This is a genomic window from Amycolatopsis sp. lyj-109 (assembly GCF_046548995.1).
Lineage (GTDB): Bacteria > Actinomycetota > Actinomycetes > Mycobacteriales > Pseudonocardiaceae > Amycolatopsis.
Genome location: NZ_JAJPWR010000022.1, coordinates 21,832 through 46,654, shown reverse-complemented (window position 1 = coordinate 46,654; position 24,823 = coordinate 21,832). Strand labels below are relative to the sequence as shown.

General features: G+C 72.4%; 18 protein-coding genes. 14 read left to right on the top strand and 4 right to left on the bottom strand.

Annotated features, from left to right (window positions below):
* Positions 1-8 precede the first annotated feature (8 nt).
* A complete protein-coding gene (gene metH, locus ACLJQF_RS37140) occupies positions 9-3,653 on the top strand; it encodes a methionine synthase (protein WP_410614958.1) in 3,645 nt (1,214 codons plus the stop codon).
* Here the strand turns inward: metH and ACLJQF_RS37135 are convergent.
* Both ACLJQF_RS37135 and ACLJQF_RS37130 read right to left on the bottom strand, forming a co-directional pair.
* Positions 3,635-4,786 carry an FAD-dependent monooxygenase gene (locus ACLJQF_RS37135; protein WP_410614957.1) on the bottom strand — a complete coding sequence of 384 codons (1,152 nt, stop codon included), beginning with the start codon at positions 4,784-4,786 and terminating at the stop codon, positions 3,635-3,637. The two genes, metH and ACLJQF_RS37135, sit on opposite strands and share 19 nt — an antisense overlap.
* Positions 4,787-4,842: 56 nt before the next feature.
* A complete protein-coding gene (locus ACLJQF_RS37130) occupies positions 4,843-6,249 on the bottom strand; it encodes a hypothetical protein (protein ID WP_410614956.1) in 1,407 nt (468 codons plus the stop codon).
* Between the two features lie 280 nt (positions 6,250-6,529).
* On the opposite strand from ACLJQF_RS37130, the gene ACLJQF_RS37125 reads away from it, so the two are divergent.
* Complete coding sequence (locus tag ACLJQF_RS37125; protein ID WP_410614955.1) at positions 6,530-9,106, top strand: AAA family ATPase; 2,577 nt, start codon at positions 6,530-6,532, stop codon at positions 9,104-9,106.
* Positions 9,107-9,277: 171 nt separating this feature from the next.
* On the opposite strand, the gene ACLJQF_RS37120 is transcribed toward ACLJQF_RS37125, so the two are convergent.
* Positions 9,278-10,153, bottom strand: a complete 876-nt coding sequence (locus ACLJQF_RS37120; RefSeq protein ID WP_410614954.1) for a hypothetical protein — start codon at positions 10,151-10,153, stop codon at positions 9,278-9,280.
* 47 nt (positions 10,154-10,200) lie between these two features.
* Between ACLJQF_RS37120 and ACLJQF_RS37115 the strand changes: the two genes are divergently transcribed.
* From ACLJQF_RS37115 to ACLJQF_RS37065, 11 genes are all read left to right on the top strand, one after another.
* Positions 10,201-12,042 (top strand): dynamin family protein, encoded by a 1,842-nt coding sequence (locus tag ACLJQF_RS37115; RefSeq protein WP_410614953.1) that lies wholly within the window; start codon positions 10,201-10,203, stop codon positions 12,040-12,042.
* The gene (locus ACLJQF_RS37110) at positions 12,039-13,520 is read left to right on the top strand and encodes a dynamin family protein (RefSeq protein ID WP_410614952.1); all 1,482 of its coding nucleotides are present in this window, start codon (positions 12,039-12,041) and stop codon (positions 13,518-13,520) included. The genes ACLJQF_RS37115 and ACLJQF_RS37110 overlap by 4 nt, the downstream gene beginning before the upstream one ends.
* A complete protein-coding gene (locus ACLJQF_RS37105) occupies positions 13,517-14,785 on the top strand; it encodes a hypothetical protein (protein ID WP_410614951.1) in 1,269 nt (422 codons plus the stop codon). Before ACLJQF_RS37110 ends, ACLJQF_RS37105 begins: the two co-directional genes overlap by 4 nt.
* A gap of 1 nt (position 14,786) precedes the next feature.
* Positions 14,787-16,355 (top strand): Hsp70 family protein, encoded by a 1,569-nt coding sequence (locus ACLJQF_RS37100; RefSeq protein ID WP_410614950.1) that lies wholly within the window; start codon positions 14,787-14,789, stop codon positions 16,353-16,355.
* A 22-nt stretch (positions 16,356-16,377) separates the two neighbouring features.
* Positions 16,378-16,707 carry a divalent-cation tolerance protein CutA gene (gene cutA / locus ACLJQF_RS37095; RefSeq protein WP_410614949.1) on the top strand — a complete coding sequence of 110 codons (330 nt, stop codon included), beginning with the start codon at positions 16,378-16,380 and terminating at the stop codon, positions 16,705-16,707.
* A 210-nt stretch (positions 16,708-16,917) separates the two neighbouring features.
* A complete protein-coding gene (locus ACLJQF_RS37090) occupies positions 16,918-17,625 on the top strand; it encodes an RraA family protein (protein WP_410614948.1) in 708 nt (235 codons plus the stop codon).
* A gap of 67 nt (positions 17,626-17,692) precedes the next feature.
* A complete protein-coding gene (locus ACLJQF_RS37085; RefSeq protein ID WP_410614947.1) occupies positions 17,693-18,157 on the top strand; it encodes a DUF6292 family protein in 465 nt (154 codons plus the stop codon).
* A 131-nt stretch (positions 18,158-18,288) separates the two neighbouring features.
* Positions 18,289-18,936, top strand: a complete 648-nt coding sequence (locus ACLJQF_RS37080) for a response regulator transcription factor (RefSeq protein ID WP_410614946.1) — start codon at positions 18,289-18,291, stop codon at positions 18,934-18,936.
* A 71-nt stretch (positions 18,937-19,007) separates the two neighbouring features.
* The gene (locus ACLJQF_RS37075) at positions 19,008-19,406 is read left to right on the top strand and encodes an ATP-binding protein (protein ID WP_410614945.1); all 399 of its coding nucleotides are present in this window, start codon (positions 19,008-19,010) and stop codon (positions 19,404-19,406) included.
* Positions 19,407-19,456: 50 nt separating this feature from the next.
* A complete protein-coding gene (locus ACLJQF_RS37070; RefSeq protein WP_410614944.1) occupies positions 19,457-20,878 on the top strand; it encodes a PAS domain S-box protein in 1,422 nt (473 codons plus the stop codon).
* The gene (locus ACLJQF_RS37065; RefSeq protein WP_410614943.1) at positions 20,875-21,255 is read left to right on the top strand and encodes a response regulator transcription factor; all 381 of its coding nucleotides are present in this window, start codon (positions 20,875-20,877) and stop codon (positions 21,253-21,255) included. Before ACLJQF_RS37070 ends, ACLJQF_RS37065 begins: the two co-directional genes overlap by 4 nt.
* 4 nt (positions 21,256-21,259) lie before the next feature.
* On the opposite strand, the gene ACLJQF_RS37060 is transcribed toward ACLJQF_RS37065, so the two are convergent.
* Positions 21,260-21,649 carry an STAS domain-containing protein gene (locus tag ACLJQF_RS37060; protein ID WP_410614942.1) on the bottom strand — a complete coding sequence of 130 codons (390 nt, stop codon included), beginning with the start codon at positions 21,647-21,649 and terminating at the stop codon, positions 21,260-21,262.
* Between the two features lie 510 nt (positions 21,650-22,159).
* On the opposite strand from ACLJQF_RS37060, the gene ACLJQF_RS37055 reads away from it, so the two are divergent.
* On the top strand, positions 22,160-24,733 hold the full coding sequence (locus tag ACLJQF_RS37055; protein ID WP_410614941.1) for a hypothetical protein: 2,574 nt from the start codon (positions 22,160-22,162) through the stop codon (positions 24,731-24,733).
* Positions 24,734-24,823: the final 90 nt, after the last annotated feature.

Genomic DNA, 24,823 nt, shown 5'->3' with positions numbered 1-24,823 from the left:
GGCTGCCGGTGAACACCCCGCACGAGTCCACGGCGTTCGACTCAGAAGCACGCTTGCGCGCGCTGCTCGACCAGCGCGTGGCGGTCCTGGACGGCGCCTGGGGAACCATGCTGCAGGGTGCCGGGCTGACTCCGGCCGACTACCGTGGCGACCGCTTCGGCGACCACACCCACGACGTCACCGGCGACCCCGACCTGCTGAACCTCACCCGCCCGGACGTCATCCTCGACGTCCACCGCCAGTACCTGGCCGCGGGTGCGGACATCACCACGACCAACACCTTCACCGCCACCAGCATCGGCCAGGCCGACTACGGCCTGCAGGCGCACGTCCACGAGATGAACGTCCGCGGCGCGCAGCTGGCCCGCCAGGCCGCCGATGAACACGGTGGGCGGTTCGTCGCCGGGTCGATCGGCCCGCTCAACGTCACGCTCAGCCTGTCGCCCAAGGTCGACGACCCGGCGTACCGCGCGGTCACGTTCGAGCAGGTCAAGGCCACCTACGCCGAGCAGATCGCCGGGCTCGCCGAGGGTGGTGTCGACCTGCTGCTGATCGAGACGATCTTCGACACGCTGAACTGCAAGGCCGCGATCGCCGCCGCGCGCGAGGTCGCCCCGCACCTGCCGCTGTGGATCTCGGTGACGATCGTCGACCTGAGCGGCCGGACGCTGTCGGGGCAGACCGTCGAGGCGTTCTGGAGCTCGATCGAGCACGCGAAGCCGCTGGTCGTCGGCGTGAACTGCGCGCTCGGCGCCAAGGAAGCGCGTCCGCACGTCGAGGAACTCTCGCGGCTCGCCGGCACCTACGTCGCCTGCCACCCGAACGCCGGGCTGCCGAACGCGTTCGGCGGCTACGACGAGACGCCCGAACAGACCGCCGGGCTGCTCGGCGGCTTCGTCCGCGACGGCCTGGTCAACGTGGTCGGCGGCTGTTGCGGCACCACCCCGGCGCACATCGCGAAGATCGCCGAAGCCGCGAAGGGCGTCACGCCGCGTGAGGTGCCCGGGCCGCCCGCGTTCACCCGCTTCAGCGGCCTCGAGCCGTTCGGCATCGGCGCCGACACCGGGTTCGTGATGATCGGCGAGCGCACCAACGTCACCGGCTCCAAGCGGTTCCGGCGGCTCATCGAGTCCGGCGACCACCAGGGCGCCGTCGACGTCGCGCTGGAGCAGGTCCGCGGCGGCGCGAACCTGCTCGACGTCAACATGGACGCCGACCTGCTCGACGGCGAGCAGGCGATGACGACGTTCCTCAACCTCATCGCCACCGAGCCCGAGGTCGCCCGGATCCCGGTGATGGTCGACAGCTCCAAGTGGAGCGTGCTCGAAGCCGGCCTGCGCTGCCTGCAGGGCAAGGGCGTGGTCAACTCGATCAGCCTCAAGGAGGGCGAAGAGCCCTTCCTGGCCCAGGCCCGCACCATCCGCGACTACGGCGCCGGCGTCGTCGTGATGGCCTTCGACGAGCAGGGCCAGGCCGACACCGCCGACCGCAAGGTGGAGATCTGCGGCCGCGCGTACGACCTGCTGACCCAGCAGGCCGGCTTCGCGGGCGAGGACATCATCTTCGACCCGAACGTCCTCGCCGTCGCCACCGGCATCTCCGAGCACAACGGCTACGCGAAGGCGTTCATCGACGCGCTGCCCCGGATCAAGCAGCGCTGTCCCGGCGTCCACATCAGCGGCGGCATCTCGAACCTCTCGTTCTCCTTCCGCGGCAACGACGTGGTCCGGGAGGCGATGCACTCGTCGTTCCTGTTCCACGCCGTGCAGGTCGGCCTGGACATGGGCATCGTCAACGCCGGCCAGCTCGCCGTCTACGAAGACATCCCGAAGGACCTGCTCGAGCTGGTCGAGGACGTGCTCTTCGACCGCCGCGAAGACGCCACCGACCGCCTGGTCAGCTTCGCCGAGAACGTCAAGGGCAGCGGCACCAAGCGCGTCGTGGACCTCTCCTGGCGCGAAGGCACGGTCGGCGAGCGGCTGTCCCACGCGCTGGTGCACGGCATCGTCGACTACATCGAAGACGACACCGAAGAGGCGCGGCAGCAGCTGCCCCGGCCCCTCGACGTCATCGAGGGCCCGCTGATGGACGGCATGAAGATCGTCGGCGACCTGTTCGGCTCCGGCAAGATGTTCCTGCCGCAGGTGGTCAAGAGCGCGCGCGTGATGAAGCGGTCCGTCGCCTACCTCGAGCCGTTCATGGAGGCGGAGAAGGAGAAGGCGCGCCAAGAGGGCCGGCTGGAGTCGGCGAGCGGCCAGGGCAAGATCGTGCTCGCCACGGTGAAGGGCGACGTCCACGACATCGGCAAGAACATCGTCGGCGTGGTGCTCGGCTGCAACAACTACGAGGTGATCGACCTCGGCGTGATGGTGCCGGCGGGCAAGATCCTCGACACCGCGGTCACCGAAGGCGCCGACGCCGTCGGGCTGTCCGGGCTGATCACGCCGTCGCTGGACGAGATGGTCGCCGTCGCCACCGAAATGCAGCGACGCGGCCTGAAGATGCCGCTGCTCATCGGCGGCGCGACGACGTCCCGCCAGCACACGGCGGTCAAGATCGCCCCGGCCTACGACAACGCGACGGTGCACGTCCTCGACGCCTCGCGCGTGGTCGGCGTGGTGTCCGACCTGCTCGACCCGGACCGCTCGATCGTGCTGGCCGAGAAGAACCGGGCCGACCAGGAGGTGCTGCGCGAGCAGCACGCGAGCAAGCAGCGGCGCCCGATGCTCACCCTCGAGCAGGCCCGCGCGAACCCCGAGAAGGTGGCGTTCGACGGCCTGCCGACCCCGGCGTTCACCGGCGTCCGCGTGATCGAGCCGGCCATCGCGGAACTGCGCGAGATGGTCGACTGGCAGTTCCTCTTCCTCGCCTGGGAGCTCAAGGGCAAGTACCCGGCCATCCTGGAGCAGCCGGTCGCCCGTGAGCTGTTCGACGACGCGAACACACTGCTCGACCAGATCATCGCCGACGGCAGCTTCACCGCGAAGGGCGCGTACGCGTTCTGGCCGGCGCACAGCGAAGGCGACGACATCCTGCTCGAGGGCGACTACGCGCACGTGAGTTTCCCGATGCTGCGGCAGCAGACGGCCAAGCCCGCGGACCGCGCGAACCGCTGCCTGGCCGACTACATCGCGCCGATCGGTGACCACCTCGGCGGCTTCGCGGTGGCCATCCACGGCGCCGAGGCGCTGGCCAAGCGGTACGAAGCCGAGCAGGACGACTACCGCGCGATCATGGTGAAGGCGCTGGCCGACCGGCTCGCCGAGGCGTTCGCCGAGCACATCCACCTGCGCGCCCGCCGCGACTGGTTCGAGCCGGACGCGCAGCCGGAGCTGGCGGACCTGCACGCGGAGCGGTTCCGCGGCATCCGCCCGGCGCTCGGCTACCCGGCCAGCCCCGACCACAGCCAGAAGCGCGAGCTGTTCGAGCTCCTGGCGGCCGGCGAGCTGGGCATGGACCTGACCGAGTCGTACGCGATGACGCCGGCGGCGAGCGTGTCCGGGCTGATCTTCGCCCACCCGGACTCGAAGTACTTCACCGTCGGCCGCCTCGGCCGCGACCAGGTCGAGGACTACGCCCGCCGCAAGGGCGTGGAGATCGCCGAGGTCGAGCAGTGGCTGCGGCCGAACCTGGCCTACGACCCCGAGGCGTAGTCCGGCAGCTTGATGTCGGTGGCGAACTTGTCGGTCGCCTTGAGCATCAGGCCGAGCAGGACGCGGGACTTGAACGTCCAGTCCCGCAGCTTGATCCGGAGCGGGGACGGCGGTGCCAGGAAGGGCCCGGCGCTGCCGCGCTGCGAGACCTTCGCGTAGTCCTGCATCAGTTCCTGGTAGCGGGCGAACGCGATCCGGTGATCGCCACCGGCTGCCCGGAGTTCGCCCGCGAGCACGTACGCGCCGACGACCGCCAGGCCGGTGCCGAAGCCGCCGAGGGTGTTGCCGTAGGCCGCGTCGCCGAGGAGCACGACCCGGCCGCGCGAGTAGCGGTCGATGGTGACCCGGCTGAGCGAGTCGAGGTAGAACTCGCGGGCCCGCGGGATCCGGGCCATCAGCTCCGGCACCCGCCAGCCGGCACCCCGGTAGGCGTCCATCAGCAGCTCCCGCTGCTTCTCGGTGTCGGTGCGGTCGTAGTCCGGCTCCGGTGAGGCGAAGACGAAGAACGCCGACGCCTTCGGCCCGCCGACGGCGGCCATCCGGCCCGGCTCGTTGTACATCTCCGCGTCGTCGCCGCCGATCTCCTCGCCGAGTTCGGCCAGCGCGTAGTGGTAGCCGAGGTACTGCACGTACTCGCGCTCCGGGCCGAACGCCAGCCGCCGCACGTTCGAATGGATGCCGTCGGCGCCGACGACCAGGTCGAACCGGCGGGGCCGGGCGTGGGCGAAGGTGACGTCGACGCCGTCCGCGGTTTCGGTCAGGGACGTGATGGTGTCACCGAAGACGTACTCGCAGTCCGTGTGCGCGTAGAGGATTTCGGCCAGGTCGCCGCGCCGGATCTCGATCTCGCCGCCGGTGAACTCGCCGGGGATCACCGCCCGCGCGCGTCCGGCCGCGTCGACGATCGTCTGGTCCTGTCCGCCCGTCTGCCGCCGCAGGACCTCGTCGAGGATGCCCATGCGCTCCAGGACGGTCCGGTGGGTGGCGCCCTTGAAGTCGACGGCCTGGCCACCGGGCCGCAGCGCCGGGGCGCGTTCGACAACGGTGACGGTGCAGCCGTGGCGGGTCAGCAGGCAGGCGAGGGCGGGGCCGGCGATGCTCGCGCCGGAGATCAGGACGGTCGGGTTCTTCATGCCGTCGAGCTTCGCCAGGGCCGCTTACCGGTCCCTGGCGAAGCGCTGACGGTGGCCTACTCGACGGCGCCGTTCTGCGTCAGCAGCGTCTGGTACCAGCTGTCGTACGGGTGGTTCGTCGCCGGGTAGTTCGCCAGGGGAGAGGTGGCCTGGCTCCCCGAATCGAAGTCCCAGCCCCGGACCAGCTTGCCCGACTGCCTCGCCGAGGTGATGAACGCGGACTCCGACGCGGGCGCGCCGTAGAACAGCGCGCCCTGCTGGAGCTCGGCGCTGTCGCCCTTCTGGAACTCGTCGAAGGCGACCTGCCGGTAGCGGATCCGGTCGCCGCCGACCCGGTCGGTGTCGGCCCGCAGCGTCTGCGCCGAGGTCGGGCCGTCCGCGCCGGTCCACACGGACACCGTGCGACCGGCACTGGTGGCCGTCGCCTTGGCGAACCGCGCGTCGGAGGTCTTGGCGTTGCCGGTCCACGACACCGTGGTGCCCGTCAGCACGCCGTCCCAGGCCCAGTTCTGGCTGTTGTTCTGGCTCTTGTGGATCTCCCGCGGGTGCGTCGCGTCGGTGAAGGCGACCGTCGGCAGCACGCCGTTGTCGTACTGGTGGCTTTCCTGCCAGGTGATCTCGCCGCCCGCGCCGAGCTTGCCGACGTGGTACCAGAGGGTGGACGCGCCCTCGGACTGGTGGACCTCGACGAGGTCGCCGTTGTCGTTGAGCGCGACGGCCGGCGTCTGGCCGTTGTCGTACTTGCCGTGCCGCAGCCAGGTGACCCGCCCGTCGGCGCCGTAGGTCCCGGTCCAGTACCAGAGCCCGCCGGTCCCGGAGTCGTGCACCTCGACGACCTGGCCGCGGCCGTTCAGCGCGACCGCCGGGTGGTAGCCGACGTCGCGCTTGTACTCGGTGCGGGAGCCGCCGTCACCGGACAGCAGCGGCAGCACGCGCCCGCGCAGCGCGTCGACGTCCGGCTGCGCCGCCGGGTAGTCCTGTGCGTGCAGCAGCCGTCCGCCGAACACCGACTCCAGTTCCTGGTTGAGCGCCGTCAGGTTGCCCGCCGCGAACGACGGGTTGTCGGTCAGGTCGTCCTTGAGGTCGAGCATGACGACGATCGGGGCGGCGGCCGGGTGCTGCGCCGACCAGGTGTTCACCACCGCCAGCCAGTCGCGGAGGTTGTTCGACGCGGGGTTGCCGCCGCTGTGGTCCACGAGGTTCCCGGGCGAGTCGTGCCCGACGGCGTAGTCGCGCGACGTCGCGTAGCCGTTGTCGTGCACGTCGAGTTCCAGGAACCGCACTCCGTGGTCGAGCTGGTAAGTGACGGAATTCTTGGCGCCGTCGACGTTGCCCGAATAGCTGTTGTGGGTCGCGCGGAACACCGACGCGGAGAACGGCGGGCTCGCGGCGTGGGCGGTCCCGGCGGTCAGCAGGGCGGCGGTGGTGATCGCGGCGGTGGCGAGTGCGGGCAGGCGGCGCATCCTCGGATCCTCACGTCGGGGAACGGGCTCGCCCATCCTGGCTCCTCCGGCGAGGCGTTGTCCTGAATTCCGCGAAAACGGTTGATCACGGTGTCGGGAGAATTGCCGGAAAATGCTCACCAAATTGCAGATCAAGTGTCTGCTTTGTCGGTTTTGTCGCACCGCTTGGCGATTTATGCCAAATTGCTGTGCGGATTCGGTACTTCGTGGGTCCCGGCATTGTCATTATCCCAACACAGCTGTGCGTGGACGACAGGCGGGCGGGGAGGCAGTGGGGGTGGTGAACGATTGGCCACTGGTCGGCCGCGAACAGGAACTGGCGTTCGCGCGCCGGGCGCTGGCCGACGCCGAGGTGTGCGGCCTGCTGCTGACCGGGCGCGCCGGCGCCGGCAAGACCCGCCTGGCCAAGGTGCTGCTGGCCGAGCTGGCCGCCGACGGGGCGCGCACGCACTGGGTGCGCGCGATGTCGTCCGCTTCGACGATCCCGTTCGGCGCCTTCGCCCACCTCCTGCCCGGCAGCGCGGACGGCACGGCGGACCGCGCCCACCGGCTCAACCAGGTCGCCGGCCACCTCACCCGCGGCGCGGAGGGGCGCCGGCTCGTGCTCTGCGTCGACGACGCACACCTGCTCGACGACCTTTCCGCGACCCTGGTGCACCAGCTGGCCGCGACCGCGTCGGCGTTCGTCGTCGTGATCGCGCCGCACGGGGTGAGCGTGCCCGGCCCGGTGTTCGCGATGTGGAAGGACCGCGTCGCCGAGCGGCTCGACGTCGGCGAGCTGAGCCGGCCGCAGACCGCCGAACTGATCACCGCGGCACTGGGCGGGCGGCTCGAGGACGGCGCGGAGCACCGCCTGTGGCACCTGACCCTCGGGAACCCGCTGTTCCTGCGGGAACTCGTCCAGGGCGGGCTCGACAGCGGTTCGCTGTCGGCCGCGGACGGCCTGTGGCGGTGGAGCGGTGCCCTCAGCGCGTCCCCGCGGCTGGTCGAGCTGATCGAAACCCGCACCGACCGCGTCGATGCCGACGAACGGCGGCTGCTGGAACTGCTGGCCTTCGGGGAGCCGCTGGGCTGCGAACCACTGCTGCGGCTCGGCGCCGCGCGCGTGCTGGCCTCCACCGAGCAGGCCGGGCTCGTCGTGTCGGAACGCACCGGGCGGCGGCTGAACGTCCGCCTCGCGCACCCGCTCTACGCCGAGGTGATCCGGCGGCGGACGTCGCCGCTGCGGCAGCGCGACACCTACCGCATCCTCGCCCGCACCCTGGACCTGACCGGCGCCCGGCGCGCCGAGGACAAGCCGCGGCTGGTGCGCTGGCGGCTGGCCGCCGGGCTGCCGACCGACCCGCAGCTCGTCCGCGACGCGGCGGAGACGTTGCTGCGCAAGGACTTCCCGCAGGCCGAGCAGCTGGCCGCGGAAGCCGTCCGGCTGGGCGGCGGGTTCGCCGCGAAGTTCCTGCTGGCCCAGGTCCGGATCGCGGGCGGACGGCACGCCGACGCCGATGCCTTGCTGGCGGAGCTCGCCGGCGAAACGGTGTCGGACGTCCAGCACGCGCGCGTCGCCGGGACACGGGCCCGGAACCTGGCGTTCGGCCTGAACCGGTTTTCCGACGCCGAAGCGGTGCTGGACACGGCCGAGACGGCGGTGTCCGGCCCGGCCGACGACCTCGTGATCGCCCGGGCGGCCCTGCGCGCGGCGGCCGGCGCGGCGGGCGCGGCCCTGGACCTGCTCGGCCCGGTGCTGGACCGCCACCACCGCGGCGACGAGCTCCGCCTCGGGGCACTCGTGGTCGCGGCCGGGGCACTCGCCGATTCCGGGCGCACCGAAGCGTGCCTCGGCGTCGTCGAAGAGGGACTCGCGATCGCGACGTCCGGTGCCTCCGTGCCGGGGTCCCGGGTCCGGCTGGAGCACGCCCGGATCGTCGCGCTCTGCCGGGCGGGCCGCCTGGAAGAGGCCGAGGACCTGGCGGGCGACGACTACCGGCACGCGGTCCGCGACCGCTGGGGCCCGGCGCTGGCGGGCGCGGCGGCGTCCCTCGGGACGGTCGCGCTCGCGTACGGCAACGTGCGGGCGGCGATCCGCCGGCTCCGCGAAGCGCTGGCCGTGGAGGGACACGACCAGCCGTACGAATTCCGCCCCGCGGTGACGGCGGCGTGGGCCCGGGCCTCGGCGATGGCCGGCCGACCCGAGGACGTGGACCTGCCCGGCCCGCTCGGTGACTGGGCCGGCGCCTGGGCGGCCGCCGCCCGGGGCGAGCTGACCCGGGCCGCGGAGCTGGCGGCAACCGCGGCGGCGGCCGCGGAATCGACGGGCCGGGCGGCGGTCGCGGCGGAGATCCGGCACGACCTGGTCCGCTTCGGCGTGCCCGAGTTCGCCTCGGGCCTGGACGGGCCGCTGGTGTCGCTGTACGCGGCCCACGCGCGGGCACTGTCCACGGGGGACGCGGCCGGTGTGGACGCGGTCGCAACGGCGTTCGCCGGCCTCGGGGCCCGGTTGCTGGCGGCGGAGGCGGCGGCCGAGGCGGCGCGGCTCCACCGCACGGCGGGCAAGCTGGGCAGCGCGGTCGGCTCGGCCCAGCGGGCCCAGGCGTGGCTCGCGTCCTGTGAGGACGCCGCGACTCCGGCGCTGGCGTTGCTGGACACCCCGCTCGACCTGACGGTCCGGGAGCTGGAGATCGCGCGGTTGGTGGCCACCGGCCTGACGAGCCGAGCCGTCGCCGACCGCCTCGTGGTGTCGGTCCGCACGGTGGACAACGTGCTGCACGGCGTCTACGCGAAGCTGGGTATTTCGGGGCGGCGGGAGCTCGCTTCGGTGGTGGGGCAGCCGGAGCCGGGGAGTAACCCGGGCGACGGTCCGTAGGTAACCGGCCGGCCGGGGCGCGGGAACCCGAGTAGGTCGCTACTCATGACCCGGACGTCCGGCGGCTCGACACTGGATGACAACGGAGGGGCGCGGGCTTCACCGATCCGAATGTCAGGAGTGCACACGATGACGACTTCATCGGGCGACGTTTTCCAGAGCGAGCAGGGTTCAAGTGGTTCGGGTGGGAACCAGTTCAACGAGCAGGCTTCCACGGGTGGTGGCGGGGACATCTTCCAGAACGAGCAGGGTTCCGGAGGCCACGGCGGGAACCAGTTCAACGAGCAGGCTTCCACCGGTGGCCGCGGTGGGGACATCTTCCAGAACGAGCAGGGTTCGGGTGGTTCGGGTGGGAACCAGTTCAACGAGCAGGCTTCGACGGGTGGCCGCGGTGGGGACATCTTCCAGAACGAGCAGGGTGCCGGCCGCGGTGCGAACCAGTTCAACGAGCAGGCGTCGGCCGGCCACCACGGTGACGTGTTCCAGAACGAGCAGGGTTCCGGCGGTTCCGGTGGCAACCAGTTCAACGAGCAGGCTTCCACGGGCGGCGTGGGAAACATCTTCCAGAACGAGCAGGGCTCGGGCGGTCATGGTGGGAACCAGTTCAACGAGCAGGCTTCGACCGGCGGCCACGGGAGCATTTTCCAGAACGAGCAGGGCTCGGGTGGCCACGGCGGGAACCAGTTCAACGAGCAGGCTTCCACAGGCGGCCACGGGAGCATTTTCCAGAACGAACAGGGCTCGGGTGGCCACGGCGGGAACCAGTTCAACGAGCAGGCCTCGACCGGCGGCCACGGCAACATCTTCCAGAACGAACAGGGCCAAGGCCACGGCGGCAACCAGTTCAACGAGCAGGCCTCCACGGGCGGCCACGGCAACATCTTCCAGAACGAACAGGCCCAGGGCCACCACGGCGGCAACCAGTTCAACGAGCAGGCGGCCACCGAGCACCACGGCCACGAACACGAGCACCACCACGGCGGCCACGACCACGGCCACCAAGACCACGGCCACCACGCCGATCACCACCACCACGACGCCGACCACTACTGAACCGGCGCCGGCAACCGAGTGAACAAGCAAGAGGAGCGGTCATGCAGGAGCCGAGTGGCGGGGGGCGCATCGCCCTCGACACCCTGGACCTGGCCGTCAAGGGTGCGAAGGCCTACGGGCGGGACGATCTCGTCCAGCGCCTCACCGACGCCCGGCGCCTGCTGTCCGAACCCGACGTCACCGTCTACGTCGTCGGGGAATTCAAGCAGGGCAAGAGTTCGCTCATCAACGCCCTGCTGACCGCGAAGATCTGCCCGGTCGACGACGACATCGCGACCGCGGTGCCGACCGTGGTCCGGTACGCGTCGGAGTCCGGGGCTCTGGCGACCTACGAGCCGGCCGACCCGTCGTCGCCGCCGTGGACCGAGCGGATCTCCCTCGAAGACCTTCCTGCACATGTGAGCGAAGCCGGGAATCCCGGCAACGTCCGCAGGCTCAAGTCGGTCACCGCGTCGATCAGCCGCCAGTTGCTCTCCGGTGGGCTGGTGCTGGTCGACACCCCCGGCGTCGGCGGGCTCGGCTCGCTGCACAACGCCGTCACCGTGAGCTCCCTCCCGCGGGCGCACGCGGTCCTCTTCCTCTCCGACGCCTCCCAGGAACTCACCGGCGCCGAGCTGCGGTTCCTCCGCACGGTGCAGGAACTCTGCCCGGCCGTCTTCTTCGTCCTCACCAAGATCGACCTCTACCCGCAGTGGCGGCGCATCCTCGAGCTCAACGCCGGCCACCTCGCGGCCTGCGGCATCACCATCGACACGATCGCCGTCTCGTCAGAGCTCCGCACCGTCGCCGCCCGCTCGGCCGACCAGGAAATGAACGTCGAATCCGGCTTCCCGCAGCTGGTCAAGCGCCTGCAGGGGGTGGTCGGGGACGCCGAGCGGGCCGCGCTCAACGCCGTCGGCCTGCACGTCGGGTCCGCGGTCGGGCAGCTGCACGCCGGCCTGCGCGCCCGCCGCACCGCGCTCGCCCACCCCGAGCAGTCCGCCGCGCTCGTCGCGGAACTGGGCCGGGTCAACGACCGCGTCGACGCGCTGCGCAGCCAGTCCGCGAAGTGGCAGCAGCTGCTCTTCGACGGCTTCGCCGACATTTCGTCCGATGTGGACTACGACCTGCGCGCCCGCTCCCGCGGCGTCCTGCACGAGGCCGAAGAGGCCATCGAGGAGGGCGACCCCGCCAAGAACTGGGCCGAGTTCGAGAAGTGGCTGCGGCAGCGCCTGGCGAACGAGACGCTCGAGAACTACGCGACGTTCGTCAAGCACGCCAGGGGCGTGGCGGGCCGGGTCGCCGACCACTTCGAGCTCGCCGAATCCCAGGCCGTGCTGCCGCGCGAGGTCCAGGCGCCGGTGAAGGTCGTCGAGGAGATCGACATCGACTCGTCCTTCACCGGGGTCAAGACCCGCGGCGCCACCGGGATGGCCGCGTTCCAGAAGGCCTACAGCGGCTTCCTGATGTTCTCCATGCTCACCAAGATGGCCGCGCTGGCCATCCCGACGCCGTTCGGGGTCGCGGCCGGCCTGCTCATGGGCCGATCCGGCTTCGTCGACGAGCGCAAGCGGCAGCTGGAGAAGCGCCGCGGCCTGGCCAAGACCGCGGTGCGCCGGTTCGTCGACGAGTTCAACCTCCAGGTCGGCAAGGATTCCCGGGACGCGATGCGCACCGTCCAACGAGAACTCCGCGACGCCTACAGCGCGCGCGTCGAGGAACTTCAGCGCTCCCTCACCGAAGCACTCGCGAACGCCAAGAAGGCCGTCGTCGACGACGACGCCGAGGCGGCGGAGCTCAAGCGGCTGGAGGCCGACATCGAAGCCCTCGAGGTGCTCCACCGCCGCGCCGACGAGCTCACCGTCCGCAGCGGATCGAAGCCCGTCAAGGCGGTGGCCCGATGAACCAGCTCCACCTCCAGGTCCGCGGGTTCGTCGCCCGCGCGTGCGCCGGTTACGCGGGTTCGCCCGCCGAGCCGCAGCTGCGGCAGATCGCCGGCCGGCTCGCCGAACCCCTGCGCGTCGCGATCGCCGGCCGCGTCAAGGCCGGGAAGTCCACCCTGCTCAACGCCCTCGTCGGCCAGGAACTGGCGGCGACCGACGCGGGGGAGTGCACCCGGGTCGTCACCTGGTACCGCAACGGCCCGACCTACCGGATCATGCTGCACCCCGTCCGCGGCATGCCGCGCCAGCTGCCCTTCGGCAGGCTGTCCGGCACACTCGGCCTCGAACTCGGCATCGCGCCCGACGACGTCGACCGGCTCGTCGTCGACTGGCCGTCGCCCGCCCTGCGCGCGATGACGCTGATCGACACGCCCGGGCTCGGTTCGGCGCGCGCGGAGGTCTCGGGCCGCACCGAAGCGGCGCTGGTGCCCGAGGGTGACGGCGTGGGCACCGCCGACGCCGTGGTGTACCTGATGCGGCACGTGCACGGCGACGACGTCCGGTTCCTCGACGCCTTCCACGACGACCCGGCGCAGCGCCGCCCGGTGAACACGATCGGCGTGCTGGCGAAGGCCGACGAAGTCGGGCACGCCCGGGCCGACGCGCTCGATTCGGCGGCGAAGATCGCCGGCCGCTACGCCCGCGACTCCCGCGTCCGCGGGCTCTGCCAGACCGTGGTCCCGGTGGCCGGGCTGCTGGCCAGCTCCGCGGCGACGCTCAAGGAGTCCGAGTTCCGCGCGTTCCGGCGGCTCGCGGCCGCGCCGGAGGCCGCCGTGGCGAGGCTGCTGACCTCGGCCGACCGGTTCTCCGGCGAGTCCGACGAGCCCGGAGTGGACGTCCCGGCGGCCGAACGCGCCGAGCTGCTGGCCCGCTACGGCCTGTTCGGCGTGCGGCTGGCGCACGAGCTGGTCGGCGGCGAGCTGGTGACGGGCGCCAGGGCGTTGTCCGGCGAACTGCTGGCCCGCAGCGGCCTGCACCGCCTCCGGTCGCTGCTGACCACGCAGTTCGCCGCGCGGGCCGACGTGCTCAAGGCCCGCTCGGCGCTGCAGGCGGTGGAACAGGTGCTGCGCGCCTACCCGGACCGCACCGGCGGCCTGCTGCACGAATGGGAGCGGATCGTCGCGGGGGCGCACGAGTTCGCCGAGATCCGGCTGATCGACTCGATCCGGCTCGGCGTCGTGCTGTTCACCACCGACGAGGCCCGCGACGCGGAACGGCTGCTCGGCGCGACCGGGGTGGACGTGCCGAGCCGGCTGGGCCTGCCGGGGGACGCGGGCCGCACCGCGATCCGGCAGGCGCTCGGCGCGCAGCTGCTGAGGTGGCAACGGCGCGCCGAGCACCCCGCGTCCCCGCGTGATGTCCGCGAAGCGGCGCGCGTGCTGGTGCGCACCTGCGAGGGAATCCTGCTCAGCGAAGCCAGGGCGGAGGTCCTGCGGTGAACGAGCTGCCGAAGAAGATCAAGCGGACGGCCGCGGCCGTCGCCGGCGCCGTCGCGTCGGAGGTGGCGGGCAACGCGCTCGCGCCCGGATCACCCGCCGCGCCGCCGTCCCAGCCCGAGCCGGCCGCCGCGGAGACCCCGCACGACACTGCCGCTCACGAGACTGGCGCCCACGAGTACGTGCCGCAGGTCGAGACCAGCACCGTCACCCGCGGCGAGGACGGCCACGTGGAGGCGCGGACCGGCACGGTCTGGCACCCGGAGACGACCGGCGGTGTGCCGCTGAAGGAGCTGCCCACCGTCGAGGAGTTCGAACAGATCGACGTTCGCGAGGACGAGTTCGGCAACTTCATCATCGACGCGACCGAACGGTTCGTGGTGCACGACAACGGCAGCGACGAGGTGTACGTCGACCACCAGCACCTCGTCGTCCCCGGCGACGGCACCCCCGGCGACACCGACATCGACATCGTCCAGGACGCCGGCATCGTCATCCACGAGAACCCGGACGGCACGATCACCGTGGAGCACGAGGGCTCGCTGACCTACGAGCTCACCCCCGACGCGCCGGGGCACGGCGACATCGAGGTGTTCCAGGAGGAGACGGTGATCCTCGACGAAGCCGAGACCGGGCCGCCCGGGATCGAGGTCGGGGTCGTCGTGGACGAGCAGGCCACGGCCGACGACCCGTTCGGCGAGCCGGCCGGGCCGGCCATCCACCAGACCGAGGTGATCGCGGACAAGGGCCGCGGCGTCACGGTGACCGCGCAGGTCACCGCCCCGGCCCCGGCGCTGCCGGGCCCGCTGCCCCCGCCGGTCGTCACGGTCGGCCGGCTTCCGTCCGCAGTGGACAGTGCGCCGGTGGCCGTCGAGACCACGCTGGCGGCGTCGGCGTCGCTCGCCGAGCACCCGGTCCCGCGGCACAGCTTCGCCACCGAACGCGCACCGGTGCACCACGACGCCGGCGAGGTCACCGGGACCCGGCCGCACCCGGCGGAGAAGGACCACCCGTTCGAGCCGCCGCGGCACCCGGATCCCGCCGGGAAGGATCGCCCGTTCGAGCCGCCCCGGCACCACGAGCCGGAACCGGACGCCGTGCCGGACGCGCGGCACCTGCCCGACGACCCGCCGCCGGAGCCGCACGATCCACCGCCGGCGGAGCCGCACGACCCGCCGGAGCACGAAGACCACCACTTCGCGGAGCCCGAACCGGTTCCCGCAGATCACCCGACTTGGGACCACGCGCACACCGGCGGCGGAGGCTGACATGGGCTACGGACTGGGCATCGACCTCGGCACGACCTTCACGGCCGCCGCCGTCGATCGGGCCGGCCACGTCGAGATGGTTTCGCTCGGCGACCGCACGGCGGCCATCCCGTCGGTGGTGCTGCTGCGCGCGGACGGCAGCGTGCTCGCCGGCGACGCGGCGACCCGGCGCGCGGCCGCCGAACCCGACCGCGTGGCCCGGGAGTTCAAGCGGCGCTTGGGCGACCCGACCCCGGTGCTGCTCGGCGGCGCGCCGCACTCGGTGGCGTCACTGATGGCCCACCTGCTCGGATACGTCGTGCGGACGGTCGCCGGGCAGCAGGGCGGGCGCCCGGACCGGATCATGCTCACCCACCCGGCGAACTGGGGACCCTACAAGCGGGAGCTGTTCGCGCAGGTGCCGAAGCTGACCGGGATCGACCGCGTCGGCCTGATCACCGAGCCCGAGGCCGCGGCGGCGCACTACGCGGCCCAGGAGCGGCTGGACGACGGCGCGGTCGTCGCGGTGTACGACCTCGGCGGCGGCACGTTCGACGCGACCGTGCTCCGCAAGCGGGGCGGCGGGTTCGAAATCCTCGGCACGCCGGAAGGCATCGAGGGCCTGGGCGGAATCGACTTCGACGAGGCCGTGTTCGGGCACGTCGACCGGGCCCTCGACGGGACGCTGTCGCAGGTCGACCCGGACGACCCGCGCGCGGTGGCGGCGGTCGTGCGGCTGCGCCAGGAATGCGTGCTGGCGAAGGAGGCCCTGTCCGCGGACACCGAGGTGGCCGTCCCGGTGCTGCTGCCGTCGGTGCAGACCGAGGTCCGGCTGACCCGCGGCGAGTTCGAGGAGATGATCCGCCCGTCGATCACGGCGACGATCGGTTCGCTGCACCGCGCCCTGCGCTCGGCGAACCTGCGCCCGGCCGACCTCGGCGCGGTGCTGCTGGTGGGCGGTTCGTCACGGATCCCGCTGGTGTCCCAGCTGGTGTCCGCGGAACTCGGCCGCCCGACGGCCGTCGACATCCACCCGAAGTACGGCGTCGCGCTCGGAGCGGCGGCGCTCGCCTCCGGCCGCTCCGGGCTGGTGCAGGCGACGGAGTCGAGGCCGGCGGTCCCGCCGGTGCCGGACGTCCCGCGCGTGCCGTCGCCGCGGCCGGAGACCCGCGCGATGGTCATGCCCGAGTTCGGGGCGGGCGCACCGCCACCGGCGCTGGGTGGTGCCAAACCCGGCTCGACCCCGGGCCGGCGGGCCTCCCGTCGCGGCGTGGTGGTGGGCCTGTGCGCGGTGGCGGTCGTGGCGATCGGCGGCGTGGCGGTGGCGGTGAGCAACTCCGGCGGCAGCCCGTCGGGGACCACCCCGGCGCCGTCGACGAGTGCGGCGAGCGAGACACCCACGCTGGTGACGTTGCCGCCGCCGGAGGAGCCGCAGACCACCCAGGCGACGGCGGTACCGCCCCACACGACGGCCCCGCCGACCCGGCGCAAGACGCCGCCCCGCACGACGACGCCGGCCAAGACGACGACTCCGACGACGACCACGACCCCGACGACCACCACGAGCTCGAAGACCAAGGCGACGCCGTGACCTCGCCGGTAGCCTCGGCGGCATGCCGGCAGTACACGTGATCGTGACGTCCACGACGGATTCGGAAGCAGCAGCCCGCGAGCTCGCCACGCAGGCGATTCGAGCCCGCCTGGGTGCCTGCGCCCAGGTCGTCGGCCCGATCACCAGCGTCTACCGGTGGGAGGGTGCGGTGCAGACCGACCAGGAGTGGCGGGTGGAGATCAAGACGACCGCCGATCGCGTGCCAGCGCTCACCGAACGCCTGCGGCAGCTGCACGGCTACGACCTGCCGGAGGTGATCGCCACCCCGATCGTCGGCGGCAGCGCCGAGTACCTGGCGTGGCTGACGGGGGAGACCCGGGACGCTGGCTAGTACTGCAGGGCGAGATCTTTGTTCGGTGCGGCCGAAGATGGCCGGCCAGGACAATCCTGGACGCCGGTCTGCCGGTCTGCCGCAGCTGGTCGTGAGTGGTAATTCGGGTTAGAACCCGAATTACCACTCACGACCGCCAGCCACGGCAAACGGTGACCTTGTTTCCCCAGGTCACGCACACAAGTGTCCCTGTAGTACTAGATTCCGGGCATGGAGCACGAAGGACTCAGGCAGCGCTTCGCCACGCTGACCACCGCACACCTCGCCGACGCCTGCATCCGCGCCGGGCTGCCGGTGCGGTGCGCGCCGGCCCCGACGCGCGCGGTGGTGCCGGGCAGCAGGCTGTTCGGCCCGGCCGTCCCCGCCCGGCACGTCGGCAGCGTCGACGTCTTCCTCGAAGCCCTGGAAGACGCCCCCGAAGGCGGGGTGCTGGTGGTCGACAACGGCGGCCGGCTCGACGAAAGCTGCGTAGGGGACCTCGTCGTCCTCGAAGCGCGCGCCGCCGGGCTCTCCGGAGTGGTGATCTGGGGCCTGCACCGCGACACCGCGGACATCCGCGCGATCGGGCTGCCGGTGTTCAGCCTCGGCTCGCTGCCCACCGGCCCGCTCAGTCTCGGGCCGCGTGTCGACGGCGGGCTCGCCGAGGCGATCGTGGGGACCTGGCGGATCGGCCCGGCGGACCTCGTGCTGGGCGACGACGACGGCGTCCTCTTCGTCCCGCTCGCCCGGGCGGGTGACTTGTTCACCCTCGCCGAAGGAATCCGTGACACCGAACGCCGCCAGGCCGACCGGATCCGCGGCGGCGAACCGTTGCGGCAGCAGGTGCGTTTCGGTGATTTCCTTGCGGCCCGGGAAACGGATCCGGCCTTGACTTTCCGTGCGCACCTCCGGGCGGTGGGCGGGGCCATCGAAGAATGACCACGAAAGTGTGATCGCCGGCCGAATCGGGTATTCCGAGCCTGCAATGGGTGCGGGAGGCGGAACCATGAACAAGCTCATCGGCTTCGGCAGGGACGTCGAGTACCACTTCGCCCGGGGGCTGCGTGCCTACCTGGCCCGGGTCGCGCGGGCGGTCGGTGTCGGCTTCGAGTCGTGTTCGCTCGACCTCGACGTGCCCGCCTCCGGGTACGTCGCCCTCGACCGCACGCTCCCGGACCTGCCGGGGCACGACCTGGCCCTGATCTGGGACGAGGTGCACGGCTGGTCGGTGGTCGTCGAGCCCGCCGGCGGGGACGCGGCGAAGGTGCTCGCCTACCTCGGCGGCCCCGAGGTGCTGCCCCCGCCGTGCGCGGTCGCCCGGTTCCTCGAGGCGCTGCGGGCCGCCGGGTCGCCCGCCGGCTCGTTCCGGCCGCCGGTGTTCCGGGCGGCGGGCCACCACGAGGACCTCGTCGACTGGCTGCCGGTCACCGGCCCCGAAGGACTGCTGCGGCCGAGTTCCCCGGCCTGGTGACCGGCGGCGATCCCGCGCCCGGGCGCCTAGGATGGGCGGGCACACCGCTTTCGGGGGGTCCGGGTGGCGAAGCCCCCGGCCTCGGGGCGAAGGCCCGGTTGTCACAGTCACCATCGGAGTGAGGGAACACCGTGAGCAGCGCCGATGAGCCTCGTCCCGTCCGTGTCCTGCTCGTGGAGGACCACGACATGGTCGCCGAGGCGCTGCAGCTGGCCCTCGACCGCGCGGACGGGATCACCGTGGTCGGCCGGGCCCGGTCCCGGGCGGAGGCGGTGGCCGACGTGCTCGAGCACGCCCCGGACGTCGTGGTGCTGGACCGGCGGCTCGCCGACGGCGACGCCCTCGGCGTCGTCGCGCAGCTCGGTGCGGGCGGCGCGCGGGTGCTGGTGCTGACCGGCGACGCGACCCCCGCGGTCGCCGTGCAGGTCGCCAAGGCGGGCGGCGCGGGGCTGCTGCTGAAGTCCTCCCAGCTCGGCGTGCTCGAGTCCGCCGTGCGGGACGTGGCCGCCGGCGGCGTGGTCTTCGACCCGGAGCTGCTGCCCGGTGTCTTCGACCGGCTCACCGGCCGCGGGCCGGGCGGCGGCGCGGCGCTGACCGCCCGGGAACGCGAAACCCTCGACCTGCTCGCCGAAGGCGCGACCACCGACGAGATCGGCCTCCGGCTGGGCGTCTCCCGCAACACCACGCGCAACCACGTCCAGCGGGTGCTGGAAAAGCTCGGCGCGCGGTCGAAGCTCGAAGCCGTCGCGGTGGCCCGCCGGGAGGGCCTCATCGGCTGATGCAGCTGCACCAGCCAGGTGGGGGCTTTTGCATCTCGTGCCGCCGGGTGCCCTTCGCGCAGGCTTACGGCGTGACCATTCCTGCCCCGCTCACCGCGGAGTGCGTGCTGAGCGGTTCGGCGCGCGGCCTCGCCGCCGCGCGCCGGTTCACCCGGCTCGCCCTGCTGGCCTGGACCGGCGGTGCCGCCGTCGACGACGCGCTGCTGGTCGTCACCGAGCTCGCGACGAACGCGCTGCGCCACGGCGGCGGCGACCCGGTCCTGCGGCTGAGCGTGGACGGCGGGGACGTCCGCATCGAGGTCTTCGACGACAACCCGGCGCCCCCGGTGCGGCGCCCCGCGGGGACCGACGGGGGCTGGGGCCTCGTCCTCGTCGACCGGCTGTCCTCGGTGCGGGGGACCGCGCCCCACGGCCGCGGGAAGGTGGTCTGGTGCGTCCTGCCGGCCTCGCCCGCGGAGCTCGCGGGCTGAGCCGGGCCGGTGGCCGTGCCGGGCGGGCGGCCATCCGGCAGAGTTGCCGCATGGACGACGACCGGTTCCGCCTGCTGGTGCACGGAGTACTCGACTACGGGATCTTCATGCTCGACACCGAGGGCCGGATCTCGACCTGGAACGCGGGGGCGGAGCGCATCAAGGGGTACGCGGCAGAGGAGATCGTCGGGCAGCACTTTTCGGTGTTCTACCCGGCGGAAGACGTGGCGGCGGGGAAGCCGGCCCGGGAGCTGGAGGTCGCCGTCGCGGACGGCCGGCTGGAGGACGAGGGGTGGCGGGTGCGCAAGGACGGCACCCGGTTCTGGGCGAACGTGGTGATCACGGCGTTGTACGACGAGCAGGGCCGGTTGCAGGGGTTCGGGAAGGTCACCCGCGACGTTTCCGAACGCCGGATGGCCGAGTTGGCCCTGCGGGAGAGCGAAGAGCGGTTCCGCCTGCTCGTCCAGAGCGTCCAGGACTACGGCATCTTCATGCTGGACACCGGCGGGCACATTTCGAGCTGGAACGCGGGCGCCGAGCGGATCAAGGGGTACGCGGCGCAGGAGATCATCGGGCAGCACTTCTCGGTGTTCTACCCCGCGGACGACGTCGCCGCCGGAAAACCGGCCTGGGAGCTCGAGGTCGCCGTCGCGGAGGGGCGGCTGGAGGACGAGGGGTGGCGGGTGCGCAAGGACGGCACCCGGTTCTGGGCGAACGTGGTGATCACGGCCCTGTACGACGCGCAGGGGCGGCTGCACGGGTTCGGGAAGGTCACCCGCGACATGACCGAACGCCGCAACGCCGAGCAGGCCCTGCGCGAACGCCGCCGGCTGGTCGGGCACCTCGTCGAGGCGCAGGAGGTGGAGCGGCGCCGGATCGCCTGGGACGTCCACGACGAGTCGATCCAGTCCATGGTGGCCGTCGGCATGCGCCTGCAGCTGCTGGCCTCCCGACTGCCGGAACCGCACGCGAGCGCCGTCGGCAGCCTCGACGAGTCGGTCGCCGCCGCGATCGCCCGGCTGCGCGGCCTGGTCTCCCGGCTGCGCCCGCCGGAGCTCGACCGGCACGGCCTGGTGGAGGCGGTCTCGGCCTACACCGACGACGTCGCGGGCCGCTGGGGGCTGACGCACGAGGTGCGGGACGAGCTGACCGCCGAGCCGTCGCCCGAAGCGGCGATCACCGTGTACCGGATCTGCCAGGAGGCGCTCAGCAACGTCCACAAGCACGCGCGCGCCACCCGGGTAGCCGTCACGCTGTCCACAGTGGACAACGGCACCCTGGTGCGGATCACCGACGACGGCGTCGGCACGGCCGGGGGCGACGCCGGCGCGGGCCACTTCGGGCTGGTCGAGATGCACGAACGCGCCGAAGCGGCGCACGGCTGGCTCTCGGTGGACAGCGCGCCCGGCGAGGGCACCGTCGTCGAGTTCTGGCTGCCCCTGCTGCCCGACGCGACGGAGCTCGAACCGTGACCGAGCTGCGCGTGCTGATCTCCGACGACGACGGGATGATCCGCGACGTCCTCAGGGAGGTCCTGGAGTCCGAGGACGGCATCGCCGTGGTCGCGGTGGCCGGCGACGCCGACGAGGCGATCCTGCTCGCCGAGCGGCACCGGCCCGCGGTCGCGGTCCTCGACGTCCGGATGCCGGGCGGCGGCGGGGCACGGGCGGCCCGCGAGATCGCCCGGCGCAGCCCGGACACCGCGATCCTGGCCTTCTCCGCCTACGCCGACCGGGCCTCGATCGCCGGGCTGGCCGCGGCCGGCGTCACCGAGTACCTGGTCAAGGGGGCGCCGAACGCGGTGATCGTCGAGGCCATCCGGCGGCTGGGCCGTCCGGCGTCCGGGTGACCGGTCAGGGGACCGGCCGCACCTTCGCGAGGCTGCCGAAGCCGGCCGGCAGCAGCGTGAACAGCCGCCGCACCGCACGGGACGCCCCCGCGGCCACGGTGAGGCAGACCCCGGCCGAATCGGCGAGCAGCCGGGCGCGCAGCAGCGAGTTCAGCCCGGCAACGGAAAAGAACGTGACGCCGTCGAGGTCGATGACGAGCTCATCGAGTTCGCCGTGGACCCGGTCCTGCAGGACTTCGTCGAGGCGGCGGGCGGTGCTGAGGTCGACCTCGCCGGTCACCTCGACCAGCAGGGTGCGGGGGCCGGGGGAGCGCACCCGCAGGGACATGTGGCCGCCGGCGATCAGCTGGTCGGTGGCGGTGAGCTGGTCGGCCAAGCGCGGTTCCGGAACCATCGCGGCACCCTTTCGTCAAGCAGCGGGGGCGGACCGGACGTATCGGGACGGAGATGGCCGGACGAGGCAGCGTGCCTGCCCGGGCGCGAAACGTCCGGCTGCGGCTGACGGCTCAACCGTGAACCCTCAGCATAGTGCATCTGCACTAGTTGTCGCGCGTTGCGCGTTGTTTGCCATCCGGAACAAGCGCCCTAAAGTGGCGTTGGGTGCATGTGACCATGCTGTTAGCGAAGGCGGGCCAGGGTCCGGTTACCGTCCTGCCGCGGCTTGTCGTGAGTGGTATTTAGGGCTAGAACCCTAAATACCACTCACGACAAGCCGCGGCAGACCACCCGGCTACCGCATCCGACGACTTCGCCACAGCGCCATCTGACGCACCCAATGCCACTGGGCGCATTCCCGGGCCGGTGGACGATCGACGTCACGCCCAGGTGATCGCCGACGTCGCGGATAACGGGCCGTAACGCACCGCACCCCCTCCGCGAGTAATCTGACACGAGGGGGTGATCGATGGTGCACGCGCGGCGTCTCGGCGGCTTTGACCAGGCGGAACTGCCCGCGGCCCACCGGATCCGGTGGTGGCTGGCCGCGGTGACGGCCGGGCTCGTCGCGGCCGGCTTCGCCGTCGTGCCCTACCTGCCGTTCTTCCAGTCCTGGACGTTCGTGCGGGACCCGAAGGTCGCCACCGTGATCACCTGGACCGTGCTGCAGACGTCCGTGGTGGTCATCTCCGCCGTCCTGACGCTGTACTTCGTCGGCAAGGCGCGGCTGGAAGCCGCCGCCTACCGGGCCAACCAGATCGACATCCGGGTGTTCGTCGACGAACGGGCCGAAGGCAGCCACGACCGCGAGATCGACTCCGCCGTCGAGCTGACCGCCACCTTCAAGCGGTTCCTCAACGCCTCCCGCCTCTACACCCCGACACCGGTCCCGGGCGCCGGCAGCTCCTACGACTTCCTCCAGATCGTCGAGCACGCCGGCGATTCCGCGGACGGCTGGTGGAAGGCGGTCACCAAGGTGATCCGGCTCGCCCAGCCGCCCGCCGCGTTCACCGTCACCGGCACCGTGCGGCCCGGCAACACCCCCGGCCGCCACCAGCTCATCCTGGAACTCGTGCGCGTCCCGCGGTTCGCCGCGAGTCCCCTGGTGATCGAGGACGCGAACTGGCCGCGCGTCCTGCACCGCGCGGCGAACGCCGTGGCCGCGCTGGTCATCCCGCGCAGCGCCTACGTCCGCACGAACATCCACTGGGCCGCCTGGCGCGGCGCGAAGATCCCGTACGAGCTCTTCGACGCCTACCAGCGCGCCAACCACTTCATCGCCTACCGCCGCTACGACGAAGCCCTCGCCGAGTACTACCGCGCGGTCAGCCTCGACCCCTCGAACGTCTACATCAGGCTCGAGATCGCCGCCCTGCAGGAACAGCTCGACCTGCACCTCGACGCGCTCGCCACCTACGACGACGTGATCACCGTCTGCAGCCGGGGGCACCCGCGGCTGGCCCGCTGGTGGATCGGCCCCGACTTCGCGCGCCAGCCCCGCCACGCCGGCCGCGGCCGCGCCGTCGCCCTGCTCATCGCCCGCTACCGGCACGCGCTCGTCCTCGGCCACGGCGACTCGGTCGCCGGGTCCTGGTGGGTGCGGCGCACCACCGCGGGCGCCCCCGGCGACGCGCGGGCGCTGCGCCGCGCCGAACTGCGGGTGGCGATCGAGCTGCGCTTCCGCCGGTACGTCGACCTCGACGTCCGGACGCGCCCGTACGCGATCCCCCGCGAGATGCGGCTCGAGCTGCACCGGCGCGTGCTGCAGGTGCCGGTCGAGGAGCTCCTGATCAGCGAGGCGACCCCGGCGCAGCTGGCCGAGTACAACCAGCGCGCCGCGGAGATGCGGTCGTACCTGGGCGCGCTGTCGCAGTACGAGATCGAGCGGCTGATCGAGGACTACCGGCGGTTCGGCCGCCGCTGGCGCCCCAGCTGGAAGCAGCTGACGAACCGCGCGCTCGACCTGTCGCTGGTCTGGTCGGTGGTGCGGCGCGCGATGGCGGACGTCGAACCGGTCACCGGCGCGGTACCCGAGCCCCGGCCCGCCTACCCCGGCAGCCGCGTCCGGCTGGCCGACGTCTGCCCGGACCGGCGCTGGCCGCCGGACCCGGGTGCGCTCGACGACACCGTCGAAGCCGCGGGGCCGCGCCGGTCGTGGGAGGAGTGCTACAACGCGGCGAGCGTGTACGCGATCGCGATGCTCGAAGTCGGCCCGCGCGGCGAACGCGACCTGCGCGACCGCGCGCGCAACCCGCGTCTGCTCGGCGAAGCGCGGGACGAGGTGGCCCGCCGCGCGGTCCGCGAGCTCTACCACGCGGCGACGATCAGCCACAGCGGCCGGCTGCCGGAGCGCCGCTCCTGGGTGATGGGCGAGGACCCGGACCTCGCGGCCCTGCGCGGGCACGAGCTGTTCCGCGTGTTCGAAATGGTGACGTTCTCCCCGGACCGCGCGGCACCGCTGCGGCCGCAGCGCGCCCACGTCTGGGAGCAGGTCGGCTACGTCCGCCGGCTGGTCGCCGAGATCGCGGGCTGCCGGGCGCACTTCTGGCGCGTCCGCGCGCTCGACGAGGGACCGCTCCCGGACGGCCGCACCCTCGACCGCTGGCGTTCGGCCGACCGCGACGCCTGGCGGAAGCTGGCGAACCTGGCGGCCGGGAAGCAGGACTGGTACACGCGCTACCAGGCGATCTGCGCGTTCCGCGACTGGGCGGCCGAGTCCGGCTACCCGGGCTCGATCTCCGGATTCCCGCGCTACTGCGAGGAAAGCCTGCACGCCCAGCTGCGCGGGGCGGCGGGCCCGCGCGCGAAGACGAACCTCGACGCGAACATCGTCGTCCGCGAGTACGTCCGGCTGTGCGACCGCCGGCTGGACCACCTGGTGGCGGACGTGGCGGAACTCGAGCAGACCCCGGTGGTCGCGGACGACTTCGCGGCCCGCGCGGAGCTGTGGGCGGCGCTGTGTTCGTGGTTCGACGACGACATCGCCGACGGCTCGTCGGCCGACGAGCGCCGCGAACGGTTCCGCAAACTCGCCCGGCCCTAGGCCCGCCGCGTGTAGCGGTGCTTGACCTGGGGAACAAGGTCACCGTTTGCCGTGGCTGGTGGTCGTGAGTGGTAATTCGGGGTAGAAACC